This is a genomic window from Streptomyces sp. NPDC053541 (assembly GCF_044544705.1).
In the GTDB taxonomy this organism is placed as follows: Bacteria; Actinomycetota; Actinomycetes; order Streptomycetales; family Streptomycetaceae; genus Streptomyces.
The window spans coordinates 578,394-592,014 of the sequence record NZ_JBITXM010000001.1 but is presented as its reverse complement, the minus strand read 5'-3'; the positions used below and the strand labels follow the sequence as shown (position 1 = coordinate 592,014).

Genomic DNA, 13,621 nt, shown 5'->3' with positions numbered 1-13,621 from the left:
AAAAGGGCAACCCATTAGACCAGAGTCCACCCGTTCGGCCGATCCGCCCACCGGGGCCCTCCCGTGGAGGAGGGCCCCCTGCCGCACCGTCCGTGGATCAGTGGAAGAAGTGGCGCGTGCCGGTGAAGTACATCGTCACGCCGGCCTTCTTCGCGGCCTCGACCACCAGCTCGTCGCGGACGGACCCGCCCGGCTGGACGACGGCCTTCACGCCGGCGGCGGTCAGGATCTCCAGGCCGTCCGGGAAGGGGAAGAAGGCGTCCGAGGCGGCGTACGAGCCGCGCGCCCGCTCCTCGCCGGCCCGCTCGACGGCGAGCTTGGCGGAGTCGACCCGGTTGACCTGGCCCATGCCGACGCCGACCGAGGCGCCGTCCTTGGCGAGCAGGATCGCGTTGGACTTCACCGCGCGGCAGGCCTTCCAGGCGAAGGCGAGCTCGGCGAGCTCCGCGGCCGACAGGGCGTCGCCGGTCGCGAGGGTCCAGTTCGCCGGGTCGTCGCCGTCGGCCTGGAGGCGGTCGGTGACCTGGAGCAGCGCCCCGCCGTCGACCGGCTTGACCTCGACCGGGTTGGCCGGGGCGCCCTCGGCGCGCAGCACGCGGATGTTCTTCTTCCTGGCGAGGATCTCGACCGCGCCGTCCTCGTAGCCGGGGGCCACGATGACCTCGGTGAAGATCTCGGCGACCTGCTCGGCCATCTCGACCGACACCGGGCGGTTGACGGCGATGACGCCGCCGAAGGCGGACAGCGGGTCGCAGGCGTGCGCCTTGCGGTGCGCCTCGGCGACGTCCGCGCCGATCGCGATGCCGCACGGGTTGGCGTGCTTGATGATCGCGACGCACGGCTCGGCGTGGTCGTACGCGGCCCGGCGCGCGGCGTCGGTGTCCGTGTAGTTGTTGTAGGACATCTCCTTGCCGTGCAGCTGCTCGGCCTCGGCGAGGCCGCCGGTGCCGTCGACGTAGAGCGCGGCGCCCTGGTGCGGGTTCTCGCCGTAGCGCAGCACGTTCTTGCGCGCGTAGGTGTGGCCGAGGAAGTCGGGGAAGCCGCTGTCGTCGGCCGCCGCGTAGTCGTCGGCGAACCAGGACGCCACGGCCACGTCGTAGGCGGCGGTGTGCTGGAAGGCCTGGGCGGCGAAGCGCTTGCGCTGGGCCAGCGTGAAGCCGCCCTCCTTGACCGCCTGGAGCACCGCGGCGTAGGCGTCCGGGTCGGTGACGATGGCCACGGAGGGGTGGTTCTTGGCGGCGGCGCGGACCATGGACGGGCCGCCGATGTCGATCTGCTCGACGCACTCGTCGGCCGTGGCGCCGGAGGCGACGGTCTCGCGGAACGGGTAGAGGTTCACGACGACCAGGTCGAAGGGCTCCACGCCCAGCTCGGCGAGCTGCGCGCGGTGCGACTCCAGGCGCAGGTCGGCGAGGATGCCGGCGTGCACGCGCGGGTGCAGCGTCTTGACGCGCCCGTCGAGGCACTCGGGGAAGCCGGTCAGCTCCTCGACCTTGGTGACCGGGACGCCGGCCGCGGCGATCCTCGACGCGGTGGAGCCGGTGGAGACCAGCTCGACGCCGGCCTCGTGCAGACCGCGGGCCAGCTCCTCGAGCCCCGTCTTGTCGTAGACGCTGACCAGCGCGCGGCGGATGGGCTTAACGGTGTCAGTGCTCACCGACATGAACCTTTCGTCCCTCAATGCGGTAGCCGTTGCGGGCGAGACGCCCCACGACCTCGACGAGCAGAGATCGCTCGACTTCCTTGATGCGCTCGTGGAGCGCGGCTTCATCGTCCTCGTCCCGCACCTCGACCACGCCCTGCGCGATGATCGGGCCGGTGTCGACACCGTCGTCGACGAAGTGGACGGTGCACCCGGTGACCTTCGCGCCGTACGCGAGGGCGTCGCGCACACCGTGCGCGCCGGGAAAACTGGGGAGCAGCGCCGGGTGGGTGTTGACGACCCGGCCGCCGAAGCGGGCGAGGAACTCCTTGCCGACGATCTTCATGAAGCCGGCCGAGACGACGAGGTCCGGCTCGTACGCGGCGGTGGCCTCGGCCAGGGCTCGGTCCCACTCCTCGCGGCTCGCGTGGTCCTTGACCCGGCACACGAAGGTGGGGATCCCGGCGCGCTCGGCCCGCTCCAGACCGGCGATGCCGGTGCGGTCCGCGCCGACGGCGACGATCTCGGCACCGTAGCCCTCGGGGCCCCCGGGGGCGGCGGCGATCGCGTCCAGCAGGGCCTGGAGGTTCGTGCCGGAGCCGGAGACCAGGACGACGAGGCGGGCGGCAGCCACTGAGGTCACTCTTTCCGTGGTGTTTGTGCGGTCGTACGAACGAATCGCGTCCCTCGATACGGGGAACCCTACGAAGGGCCCGACCGTCAGCAACGATACCGGCACTCCGGACAACCCCCACGGGACGGGGGCGTGACCGGGCGGTAGCGTCAGGGTCCGACGACCTGCGACACCAGGGCCGCGCGCCACATCACACCCGCGCACACAGACAGAGGGAAGACGTCCAGCACATGCCGGATCGCCAGTCCACGAACGACAACAACCCGTTCGCCCCGCCGCCGGAGGGGCAGCCGGACCAGCCGTGGCAGCCGCGGCTCCCGGAGGGCTCCGACGAGCGCCCGGCCGGAGGGCCGGGCTGGAGCAGCAGCCAGCCGGGCCGGTCCTCCGACGGGTTCGGGAGCCGCCCCGAGCGCCCCTCGGGCGGCGGTCAGGGCGGGGGGCCGGACGGCGGCCAGGGCCCCGGGCTGCGCTGGGACCCGACGGACCCGGCCCAGCGCCGCGCGCGGTACGCGGTGCTCTCCGGCATGTGGGCCTTCTTCTTCTCCTTCTTCGTGCAGGAGCTGGCCCTGCTGCTCGGCGCGCTCGGCGCCTACTGGGCGATCAGCGCGCTGCGCACCCGGGCGAAGGCCCCGGAGGGCCCGCCGTCGCCGGCGCAGACCGCGGCCGCGGCGACCGCGAACCGTGCCAAGCAGACGGCGGCGATCAGCGGCCTGGTGGCCTCGGCGCTCGCCCTGATGATCGTCGCGAGCGGCTTCCTGGTGCACTTCGTCTACCGCGACTTCTACGAGTGCCGGACCGACGCCCTGACCAAGCAGAGCCAGCTGGCCTGCAACGACCTGCTGCCGAAGCCGCTCCAGGACACCCTGGGCGTACGGGAGTAGCCGGAGTAGCGGGGTATCCGGGGCAGCGCGGGGGCCGGGCGGTCAGTCGTCCCCCTGAGGGGCGGGGGCCGGGGCCGGGGCCGCCTCGGGGATCGGCTCCGGGTTCGGTTCCGGGTCGTGTTTCGGGTTCGGTTCGTGAGCGCGGGCCGGCGCGGAGGGCTCCCAGGCGGCCGGCAGGAAGCCGTATCGCTCGTCGACCCCGTCGTCCTCGGCGTCCAGCGCCTCCAGGGCGTCGAGCCGGGCCAGGGCCCCGACGGCCTCCGGAGCGGGCGGCGGCGGTACGGCGGGCCGCGCCTCGGCCGCCGGTTCCGCCTCCGGTACGGGCGCCGGGCCCGGGACCGGCGGGAAGACGAGGGCCGCGGCGCGCCGCTCGGCACGCCGGCCCCAGGCCCGTACCGCGAAGGCCGTCGGCACGCCGACCGCCCCGCACCACAGCGCCGCCGCCGCGCCGGTCTGCCACCACACCGGCCCGAAGGCGGCCAGCCGGCCGGGACCGAGCGGGCCGCCGGCCGCCGCGGTCAGGACGGCGACGGCCGTCCCGCACACCCCGGCGGTGGCAAGCGCGGTCAGCGCCGTGTCCCGGGCGGTCAGACCGCGCCCGGCCCGTCCCACCCGGTGCCCGGCGACCAGCGCCGCCAGCACCGGGACCGCGAGCACGGCCGCGTGCGGCCAGCGGCCCGGGCCCCCGCCGGGGAGCGCCGCGAGCAGCGGGAAGTCGGGCACGGCCGGGGTGCCGGTGAGGCCGAGCGGGGTGACCAGGGCGCCGGTGCCGAGCGAGAAGCCGGTGCCGAGCGCGTACGAGAGGGCCCAGAGCACGGCGTTCGGCAGCAGCGCGAGCGTGAGGAGCGCGAGCGAGGCCCGGCCCGACCACTCCCCCGTCAGGCCCTCGAAGGAGGCCCGGGCCTCGCCGGCGTGCAGGCCCAGCGAGACCGCGAGGAGCAGCGTGCCGCCCCCGCCGAGCACGGCCAGGGCCGGTCCGGCGGCGCGCAGGGCGACCGCGTGACGTTCCCGGTCCGGCAGCGGTCGGCCGTGGGCCGTCCAGGCGCCGGTGGCGGCCGCCGCGAGCACGGTGACGGGCGTCCAGGCGCCGGTCGTGAGCAGCTCGGCGGGCAGCACGCCGGCCTCCGTGTAGACCACGACCGCGGCCACGACCAGCAGATATCCCCCGGTGACCGCCGCGACGGCGCCCGTCGTCGAGGGCCGGGGGCGCCCCTCGTCCGGGTCCAGGGTGTCCCGGGCCGCCCGGTGCGCCAGCCACAGCGGCAGGGCGGTGAGCAGCAACGGGGTGACGCCGAGCGGGGCGGGCACGCCCGAGACGGTGTCCGTGCGGAGGAGGTCGGCCCCGTGCGCGAGCAGCCACAGCCCGGCGGCCGTGTGCAGCGCGCCGGCGGGGCCGCCGTCCGGGAACGGGGAGGCGATCCAGGCGGCCGTCACGAGCACGGCCAGCGCACCGAGGCCGAGGCCCGCCGCCAGGCCGCCGCGCACGAAGGCGGTGGCCAGGGCGGCGGACCGGCCGCCCTGGACCTGTGCGTCGAGCGCCGCGGGCGGGCGCTGCTCGGTCACGTGCGTCACGGGGCTCATGCTGCCAGCGACACGCGGTTTCATCCCGTAACAGGCGAATGGCCGTTGTGTCGCTCAAGATACGTTTATGTACTTTTCCGCCCGGAGTCGCGCTGTGGGAGGTCGACGCCGATGAGTCCGACGAGCCCCTCCGTCTCGCTCCCCTCCCCCAAGGAGCGGCGCCGGCTGCGGGAGGCGCTCTCCCTCAGCGAGGAGCAGGTCGCCGAGGCCCTGGGCGTCACCCGGGCCACCGTCCGCGCCTGGGAGACCGGGCGCAGCGCCCCCCGGGGCCGCAAGCGCGAGGCGTACGCGAAGCTGCTCGGCGTCCACGAGGAGCCGAGCGCCCCGCGTACGGAGAAGCCCGCCCGCCCCTCCACGGCGGCCACCCGGCCCCGCCCGGCCGCCAAGGGCGCCGCGCGGCCGCCGAGGTCCCCGGCCGCCCCCGGCCCCTCCCTCCAGAAGCCGGCCCCGGCCCGTCCCGTCACCCGAACGGCCGAGGAGCGCCTGAAACCGGCCCCGGAGGCCGCCCGGGCGCCGGAGGTCCAGGCGCCGGAGGCCGAGGGCACGGTGACACCGGTGACGGTCGAGGAGCCGGTGGCGGCGGTGGAGCCGGCCTCCGCGACGGCCGGGGAAGCTGCGGCCGTCGCGGAGGCCGGGCCCGTCGTGCCGGGGCCCACGCCGGAGGAGGCCTTCGACGCGTTGTACGACCACGCCGCGCCCGGCCTGGTCCACCAGACCTATCTCCTGACGGGGCGGCGCCGGCTGTCCCGCGAGTCCGTCGAGTACGCCTTCCACCATGCCTGGCAGCACTGGCCCGAGGTGGCCACGGACGGCGACCCGGTGGGCTGGGTGCGGGCGGTGGCGTACGAGTACGCGCTCTCGCCCTGGCACCGCTTCCGGCGCCGCCACCGCCACCCGGACGCGCCCCCGACGGAGGCCGCCCGGCGGGCGCTGCTCGGCGCGCTGCTCGATCTGCCCGCCCCGTACCGCCGGACCGTGCTGCTCTACGACGGCCTCGGCCTGGACCTGCCGGAGACCGCCGCGGAGACCGAGGCGAGCACCCCGGCCGCCGGGAACCGGCTGCTGCACGCCCGTACGGTCATCGGGCAGCGGATCCCCGAGCTCGCCGAGCCCGAGGCGCTGCAGCGGCGGCTGGCCGCGCTGGTCGCGGAGGCGCCGACCGCCACCCTGCCCGCCGCGCGGGCGGTGCGGACCGGCAGCGAGCGCCGCACGCGGATGCTGACCCGTGCCGTGGTCGGCGTGACGACGGCGCTGATCGCCGTCACGGCCCTGACCGCGGCGACCGCGCCGACCCGCTACATCCCGGTGAACGCGCCGGGTGAGGTCGTCGAGGGCGTCCCGGTCCGCGGCGGCCCGCAGAAGCTGCGCCCGGAGGACAAGGAGCTGCGGGACAAGCTGCGCACGGCCCCGAACCCGGGCCCGGAACGGCTGGTCCCGGCCGCCGAGTAGCGCGAGGCCGGACAGGCCCGGCGCATGCGAGTGGGCCCCGCCCCACCCGGGAAACCGGGCGGGGGCGGGGCCCACTCCTGTGCGGTCGCTCGCGTCAGCCCGCGAGGATGGCGCGCGCCAGCTTGGCGGTCTCGGTCGGGGTCTTGCCGACCTTCACACCGGCGGCCTCCAGGGCCTCCTTCTTCGCCTGGGCGGTGCCGGAGGAGCCGGAGACGATGGCGCCGGCGTGGCCCATGGTCTTGCCCTCGGGCGCGGTGAAGCCCGCGACGTAGCCGACGACCGGCTTGGTGACGTTGGCCTTGATGAAGTCGGCCGCACGCTCCTCGGCGTCGCCGCCGATCTCGCCGATCATGACGATCAGGTCGGTGTCGGGGTCCGCCTCGAAGGCCGCGAGGGCGTCGATGTGCGTGGTGCCGATGACCGGGTCGCCACCGATGCCGACGGCGGAGGAGAAGCCGATGTCACGGAGCTCGTACATCATCTGGTACGTCAGCGTGCCGGACTTCGAGACCAGGCCGATGCGGCCCGGCTTGGTGATGTCGCCCGGGATGATGCCGGCGTTCGACTGGCCCGGGGTGATGAGGCCGGGGCAGTTCGGGCCGATGAGGCGGGTCTTGCCGCCCTTCTCCACGGCGTACGCGTAGAACGCGGCGGAGTCGTGGACCGCGATGCCCTCGGTGATGACGACGGCGAGCGGGATCTCGGCGTCGATGGCCTCGACCACGGCGGCCTTGGCGAAGGCCGGCGGGACGAAGAGGACGGAGACGTTGGCGCCCGTCTTCTCCATCGCCTCGGCGACGGTGCCGAAGACCGGGATCTCGGTGCCGTCGAAGTCGACGGAGGTGCCGGCCTTGCGCGGGTTCACACCGCCGACGATGTTGGTGCCGTCACCCAGCATGAGCTTGGTGTGCTTCATGCCCGTGGCACCGGTCATGCCCTGGACGATGACCTTGCTGTCCTTGTTGAGGAAGATAGCCATGGCTGTTTAGACCCTCGTCCCTTACTTCGCAGCCGCGAGCTCGGCGGCCTTGTCGGCCGCGCCGTCCATGGTGTCCACGCGCTGCACGAGCGGGTGGTTGGCGTCGGACAGGATCTTGCGACCCAGCTCCGCGTTGTTGCCGTCGAGGCGCACGACCAGCGGCTTGGTGACTTCCTCGCCCTTCGAGGCGAGCAGCTCCAGGGCCTGCACGATGCCGTTGGCGACCTCGTCGCAGGCGGTGATGCCGCCGAAGACGTTGACGAACACGGACTTGACGTCCGGGTCGCCGAGGATGATCTCCAGGCCGTTCGCCATGACCTCGGCGGAGGCGCCGCCGCCGATGTCGAGGAAGTTGGCCGGCTTCACGCCGCCGTGGTTCTCACCGGCGTACGCGACGACGTCCAGGGTCGACATGACCAGGCCGGCGCCGTTGCCGATGATGCCGACCTCGCCGTCGAGCTTGACGTAGTTGAGGCCCTTCTCCTTGGCAGCGGCCTCGAGCGGGTTGGCCGCTGCCTTGTCCTGGAGGGCCTCGTGGTCGGCGTGGCGGAAGTCGGCGTTGTCGTCCAGGGAGACCTTGCCGTCCAGCGCGATGACGTCGCCGGAGGCGACCTTCGCCAGCGGGTTGACCTCGACGAGGAGCGCGTCCTCGGCGACGAAGGTCTTCCACAGGGTCACGAGGACGTCGGCGACCTTCTCGGCCACCTCGGCCGGGAACTGCGCCGCGGCGACGATCTCGCGGGCCTTCTCGATGTCGACGCCCTGGTTGGCGTCCACCGGGACCTTGGCGACCTTCTCCGGGGTCTCCTCGGCGACCTGCTCGATGTCCATGCCGCCGGCGACGGAGGCGATGGCGAGGAAGGTGCGGTTGGTGCGGTCGAGGAGGTACGAGACGTAGTACTCCTCGACGATCTCCGGAGCGGTCTCCGCGATCATCACCTTGTGGACCGTGTGGCCCTTGATGTCCATGCCCAGGATGTCCGTCGCGCGGGCGACGGCCTCGTCCGGGGTGGCGGCCAGCTTGACGCCGCCGGCCTTGCCGCGGCCGCCGACCTTCACCTGCGCCTTGACGACCGACTTGCCGCCAAGCCGCTCGGTGGCCTCGCGCGCCGCCTCAGGCGTGTCGATGACTTCACCGGCCAGCACCGGTACACCGTGCTTGGCGAAGAGGTCCCTCGCCTGGTACTCGAACAGGTCCACGCGCGTCCCTTTTCTAGATGATCGCGGTTCGTTGTCTGCGTGGGCGTGCCGCGGAGGGCAACGTGACTGCGCTGTCACAAGGGAGGCGTACACGGTGTCCGTGGACGCGGCATGTCCGTCTCGCAGGTTATCCCCGTGGGCCGTGGGTCCCTAAATCGCAGATCACAAGAGAGCGGTGATACGGGTCACAGAACGTAGGCGCGAGGGGGCGGTCCGGAACGGCCCCGGTCGGGGGCCCGCGGGGCCTTGTGGCAGGCGGGGAGCGGGGATTGGCCGGCTCACGGCACGCCGGCCCGCGGGGTGAGGGCGGGTGCGGCGCCCGTGTGATATGGACCTCAGTGCCGCCGGCGGCACCCGTCCGGGTGGCCGCCGGGCGACGGATTCCGCACCCTTCCCCCCACCTTCCCCACCCTTCCCCCACGCCTCGTCACCCTCCGGTCCGGGCGGCTCCCGTCACCCTTCGGGTATCGGCAGCGGGCGCTTCTCCAGGGCGGCGGCCATCACCTCGGGGAAGAGGTCGGGGGTGCAGGCGAAGGCCGGGGCGCCGAGCGCGGCGAGGGCCGCGGCGTGCTCCCGGTCGTAGGCGGGGGCGCCCTCGTCGGAGAGCGCGAGCAGGGTCACGAACTGCACGCCGGAGGCCTTCATGGCGGCGACCCGCTTGAGCATCTCGTCGCGGATGCCGCCCTCGTAGAGATCGCTGACGAGGACGACGACGGTGTCGGCGGGACGGGTGATCCGCGACTGGCAGTAGGCCAGCGCCCGGTTGATGTCGGTGCCCCCGCCGAGCTGCGTGCCGAAGAGCACGTCCACCGGGTCGTCGAGCTGCTCGGTGAGGTCGACGACGGAGGTGTCGAAGACGACCAGCCGGGTGGCGAGGGAGCGCATCGAGGCGAGGACGGCACCGAAGACGGAGGCGTAGACGACGGAGGCGGCCATGGAGCCGGACTGGTCGATGCACAGCACCACCTCCTTCCGCACCGCCCGGGAGGCCCGGCCGTGGCCGATCAGGCGCTCGGGGACGACCGTCCGGTGATCGGGCAGGTAGTTCTTCAGGTTGGCGCGGACGGTCCGGTCCCAGTCGATGTCCCGGTGGCGCGGCCGGCTGATCCGGGCCGAGCGGTCGAGCGCCCCGGTGAGGGTGGCCCGGGTGCGGGTGGCGAGCCGCTTCTCCAGCTCTTCGACGACCGTGCGGACGACGGCGCGGGCCGATTCCCGGGTCGTCTCGGGCATCGCCTTGCCGAGCGACAGCAGGGTGCCGACCAGGTGCACGTCCGGCTCGACCGCGGCCAGCATCTCCGGCTCCAGGAGCAGCGTGGCGAGCCCGAGCCGGTCGATGGCGTCGCGCTGCATGACCTGCACGACGGAGCTGGGGAAGTACGTCCGGATGTCGCCGAGCCACCGCGCCACCGAGGGCGCGGACCCCCCGAGCCCGCCGCGCGCGCCCTTCTCGTAGAGCGCGCCGAGGGTCCCGTCCATCGCGGCGTCGGCCCCGCCGAGCGCCCGCCCGGTGCCGTCCGCCTCTCCCCCGCCGAGCACCAGCCGCCAGCGGCGCAGCCGCTCGTCGTCCGGCGTCCCCGGGGCGGGGATGCCCGTGGCAGGTGTGCTGGTGGCAGGCGTGCTGGTGGTGCTGGTGGTGCTGGTGGTGGTCATGCGACGGCCTCCGTCCCGAGGATCAGCTGGAGCAGCGGCAGTACGGCGTCGGCCCGGCGCTCGTCGGGCGCGGGGCCGAAGCCGGGCACGGCGACCGCCGCCGCGGTGGGGCCGCCGGGGCCGGCCGGGCCGCGGGCGACCAGCTCGCCGAGGGTGCGCCGGACGCCCGGCTCATAACCGGCGAAGGTGCGCCGCAGCAGCGGCAGCACGTCGGTGAACGCCTCGGCGCTCACCCCTCCGAGCCAGTCGTCGACCAGGCCGAGCAGCCGCTCGTCGTGCACGAGCAGCAGACCGCCGCCGGAGGTGCCGCCGACGAAGCCCTCGATCCAGGCGGCGGCCTCGGCGGGTGCCGTGGCCCGGGACAGGGCGAGCCCCATCAGCCGGGCGGCCTCCTCGACGGCCAGGCGTCCCTCGTCCAGCAGCAGCCGCGTGGCTCTTCCCCGCAGCAGCCCGGGCACCCGGTCGCGGCCGACCAGCTTCCGCAGCACCGCGGCCCAGCGCTCGGCGAGCGGGGCGTCGGTGGAGCCGGTGGGGTCGGGGGCAGCGGGGCCGGGGGCCGGGCGGTCCGCTGCCCGGTCCGTCAGGAGGGCGATCGCCGTGTGGACGCCGTCGAGGCGTTCGCGCATGTCGGCGGCGGCGTCCGCGTCGAGCGCCGCGCAGGCGGGCGGGAGGCCCACGCAGATGCGGGCGGCGAGGCCGGCGGCGACCTCTCCGAGGGCGGTGGTGTCGGTGGCGCGGACGTCGCCGTAGCGCAGGGAGCGGGCCAGGGCCGGGAGGGCCTGGGCGAGGTGGGCGACGTCGGCGTCGAGGGCGGCGCGGTCGGCGAGCGCGTGGAGCACGGCGGGCAGGGCGTCGGTGAGGCCGGCGAGCAGGCAGTGCTCGGCGAGCGCGGTGATGGCGGCGAGCTCGCGGGCGGCGGCCGCCCGGGCCTCGGCCCGGGCGGTCGCGGCGGACTCGACGGTGGTGCCCCAGACGCCCGCCTCGGCGACCTGGACGTGCAGCTCGGGCTCCCAGCGCAGCCGCCAGCTCTCCCGGAAGGTGCCGGTGGAGCCGCGGCCCGCGACGGGGCTGCCCCAGTCGACGCCGAGCAGCCGGAGCCGGTGCAGCAGCCGGCTGCGGGCGGCGTCGGTCTCCTTGCGCAGGTCGAGGTCGAGCTCCCGCTCCTGCGCCTCCGGTTTGAGCCGCAGGGTGCGCTGGAGCCGTTCGAGGTCGCGCTGGAGCGGGACGGCGGGCGCGCCGGCCGGGACGGTGCCGAGGACGTCGCCGACCACCAGCCGGTCGCGGACCAGGTCGAGGGCGGTGTCGGAGCCGTCGCCCATGACGGCGCGGATGGCGTCGGTGGTCTCGCCGAGCCCGGGGTGCGGCCGCCCGCGCAGCACGGCGAGGGTGTCCGCGAGCCGTACGGCCTCGATGACGTGGGCGGAGGAGACGGGCAGGTCCTCGGCCCTGAGCAGGCCCGCGACCTTGGTCATCCAGCGCTCGACGGGCCGGTCGGGGGCGGTGAACAGGTGCGCGTACCAGCCGGGGGCGTCGATGCCGGCCCCGTATCCGGAGCGGCGGGCGAGCCGCCGGTGGGTCCAGGGCACCCAGGTCAGCTCGGTCTTCACCTTGGGCAGGCCCTTAAGGAGGGCGCGGTCGGCGGTGACGGTGGTGCGGCGGCGCAGCGCGGGCACGTGCCAGGCGCCGCAGACGACGGCGACGTCGTCGCCGAACTCCTTCTGCGCGGCCCGCAGCCGGATCCGCATGTGGGCCTCGCGCACCAGGTCGCGGGGGTGCCCGCCGTGCCCGTACGCCTCGCGCAGCGCGCCCATGGCCTCGGCGAGGGCCTCGAAGGGGGCGAACGGGTCGGTGGCGCCGCGCAGTTCGACGGCGTCCTCCCACCAGCGCTCCGGGTCGTCGTATCCGGCGGTGCGGGCGAGTTCGGCGAGCGGGTCGACGCGCAGCCGGGGCCCGGGGGCGGCGCGCGCGGCGGCCCCGGCCTCGTCGGGGCCGTCCGGCCCGGGGGCGTACTCCTCGCTGTCGTCCCAGGTGGGGTCGGCGGCGGCGAGGGTGTGGGCGGCGGGCAGGTCGACGAAGCGGACCTCGGCGCCGTGCGCGAGGGCCCAGCGGATCGCGGCCCACTCGGGCGAGAACTCGGCCATGGGCCAGAACGCGGCCCGGCCGGGGTCGTCCACGGCGTGGGCGAGCAGCGCGACCGGGGGACGCATGGTCTCGTCGGCGGCGAGCGCGACCAGCGCGTCGGCCTCGGGCGGGCCCTCGACGAGGACCGCCTTGGGCCGGCCGGCGTCGAGTGCGGCGAGCACGGCCCGTGCGGAGCCGGGTCCGTGGTGCCGGACGCCGAGGACCAGGGGGCCCGCGGCGGGGGCGGTGGGCGGGGCGGCGGGGGCGCCGCCGGTGCGGCGGGTCATGCGCTCACCTCGCGGCAGGCGCGGTAGAAGTCCTTCCATCCGTCTCTCTCGCGGACCACCGTCTCCAGGTACTCCTGCCAGACGACCCGGTCGGCGGCCGGGTCGCGGACGACCGCGCCGAGGATTCCGGCGGCGACGTCGGCGGAGCGGAGCACTCCGTCGCCGAAGTGGGCGGCGAGGGCGAGGCCGCCGGTGACGACGGAGATCGCCTCGGCCGTGGAGAGCGTGCCGGAGGGCGACTTGACCTTGGTGCGCCCGTCGGTGGTGACGCCGTCGCGCAGTTCGCGGAAGACGGTGACGACCCGGCGGATCTCGGCCGCGCCGTCCGGCACGGCCGGCAGGTCGAGGGAGCGGCCGATCTGGTCGACCCGGCGGGACACGATGTCCACCTCGGCGTCCGGGGTGGCGGGCAGCGGCAGGACGACGGTGTTGAAGCGGCGGCGCAGCGCGCTGGACAGCTCGTTGACCCCGCGGTCGCGGTCGTTGGCGGTGGCGATGAGGTTGAAGCCGCCGACGGCCTGCACCTCCTCGCCGAGTTCCGGGACGGGCAGGGTCTTCTCGGAGAGGATGGTGATGAGGCTGTCCTGCACGTCGGCCGGGATGCGGGTGAGCTCCTCGACGCGGGCGGTCATGCCGCGTTCCATGGCGCGCATGACGGGGCTGGGCACGAGGGCGTCGCGGCTGGGGCCGTGGGCGAGCAGCTGTGCGTAGTTCCAGCCGTAGCGGACGGCTTCCTCGGGGGTGCCGGCGGTGCCCTGGACGAGGAGGGTGGAGTCGCCGCTGACGGCGGCGGCCAGGTGCTCGGAGACCCAGGTCTTGGCGGTGCCGGGGACGCCGAGCAGGAGCAGGGCGCGGTCGGTGGCGAGCGTGGTGACGGCGACCTCGACGATGCGGCGCGGGCCGACGTACTTCGGCGTGACGACCGTGCCGTCGGGGAGGGTGCCGCCGAGGAGGTAGGTGGCGACGGCCCAGGGCGAGAGCTTCCAGCGGGCGGGCCTCGGTCGGTCGTCGGCGGCGGCGAGCGCGGCCAGTTCGTGGGCGAAGGCGTCCTCGGCGTGCGGGCGCAGCGCGCGGTCCTTCGCGCTGTCGCCGCCGCGTTCGGCCGTGGTGGTCGGGATGGTTTCGGGCAGGGTCATGGGTCCCCCTCCAGATCGTTCGACCTGCTGTGGAATCCACGGTGCACCATGCCACTGACAA

10 protein-coding genes are annotated in these 13,621 nt (G+C 74.9%); 2 read left to right on the top strand and 8 right to left on the bottom strand.

Annotated elements, in window-relative coordinates:
• Positions 1-97: 97 nt before the first annotated feature.
• Both purH and purN read right to left on the bottom strand, forming a co-directional pair.
• A complete protein-coding gene (gene purH / locus ACIGW2_RS02985; protein ID WP_399840715.1) occupies positions 98-1,663 on the bottom strand; it encodes a bifunctional phosphoribosylaminoimidazolecarboxamide formyltransferase/IMP cyclohydrolase in 1,566 nt (521 codons plus the stop codon).
• Entirely contained in the window at positions 1,647-2,276 is a 630-nt protein-coding gene (gene purN / locus ACIGW2_RS02980) for a phosphoribosylglycinamide formyltransferase (RefSeq protein ID WP_356072363.1), read from the bottom strand. Before purN ends, purH begins: the two co-directional genes overlap by 17 nt.
• Before the next feature lie 230 nt (positions 2,277-2,506).
• On the opposite strand from purN, the gene ACIGW2_RS02975 reads away from it, so the two are divergent.
• Positions 2,507-3,157, top strand: coding sequence for a hypothetical protein (locus tag ACIGW2_RS02975; protein WP_399840713.1), 651 nt, complete (start codon positions 2,507-2,509; stop codon positions 3,155-3,157).
• A gap of 42 nt (positions 3,158-3,199) precedes the next feature.
• Here the strand turns inward: ACIGW2_RS02975 and ACIGW2_RS02970 are convergent, their stop codons facing one another.
• On the bottom strand, positions 3,200-4,738 hold the full coding sequence (locus tag ACIGW2_RS02970) for a DUF6350 family protein (RefSeq protein ID WP_399840711.1): 1,539 nt from the start codon (positions 4,736-4,738) through the stop codon (positions 3,200-3,202).
• 111 nt (positions 4,739-4,849) lie between these two features.
• Between ACIGW2_RS02970 and ACIGW2_RS02965 the strand changes: the two genes are divergently transcribed.
• The gene (locus tag ACIGW2_RS02965) at positions 4,850-6,187 is read left to right on the top strand and encodes a helix-turn-helix domain-containing protein (protein WP_399840710.1); all 1,338 of its coding nucleotides are present in this window, start codon (positions 4,850-4,852) and stop codon (positions 6,185-6,187) included.
• Between the two features lie 94 nt (positions 6,188-6,281).
• On the opposite strand, the gene sucD is transcribed toward ACIGW2_RS02965, so the two are convergent.
• The 5 genes from sucD to ACIGW2_RS02940 form a co-directional block, all read right to left on the bottom strand.
• Positions 6,282-7,166 carry a succinate--CoA ligase subunit alpha gene (gene sucD, locus ACIGW2_RS02960; protein WP_356072341.1) on the bottom strand — a complete coding sequence of 295 codons (885 nt, stop codon included), beginning with the start codon at positions 7,164-7,166 and terminating at the stop codon, positions 6,282-6,284.
• 21 nt (positions 7,167-7,187) lie between these two features.
• Positions 7,188-8,366 (bottom strand): ADP-forming succinate--CoA ligase subunit beta, encoded by a 1,179-nt coding sequence (sucC, locus tag ACIGW2_RS02955; RefSeq protein WP_356072344.1) that lies wholly within the window; start codon positions 8,364-8,366, stop codon positions 7,188-7,190.
• Positions 8,367-8,819: 453 nt separating this feature from the next.
• Positions 8,820-10,016 carry a VWA domain-containing protein gene (locus ACIGW2_RS02950; RefSeq protein WP_399840708.1) on the bottom strand — a complete coding sequence of 399 codons (1,197 nt, stop codon included), beginning with the start codon at positions 10,014-10,016 and terminating at the stop codon, positions 8,820-8,822.
• Positions 10,013-12,424, bottom strand: a complete 2,412-nt coding sequence (locus ACIGW2_RS02945; RefSeq protein WP_399840706.1) for a DUF5682 family protein — start codon at positions 12,422-12,424, stop codon at positions 10,013-10,015. The genes ACIGW2_RS02950 and ACIGW2_RS02945 overlap by 4 nt, the downstream gene beginning before the upstream one ends.
• A complete protein-coding gene (locus tag ACIGW2_RS02940; RefSeq protein WP_391653128.1) occupies positions 12,421-13,560 on the bottom strand; it encodes an AAA family ATPase in 1,140 nt (379 codons plus the stop codon). Before ACIGW2_RS02940 ends, ACIGW2_RS02945 begins: the two co-directional genes overlap by 4 nt.
• Positions 13,561-13,621 lie beyond the last annotated feature (61 nt).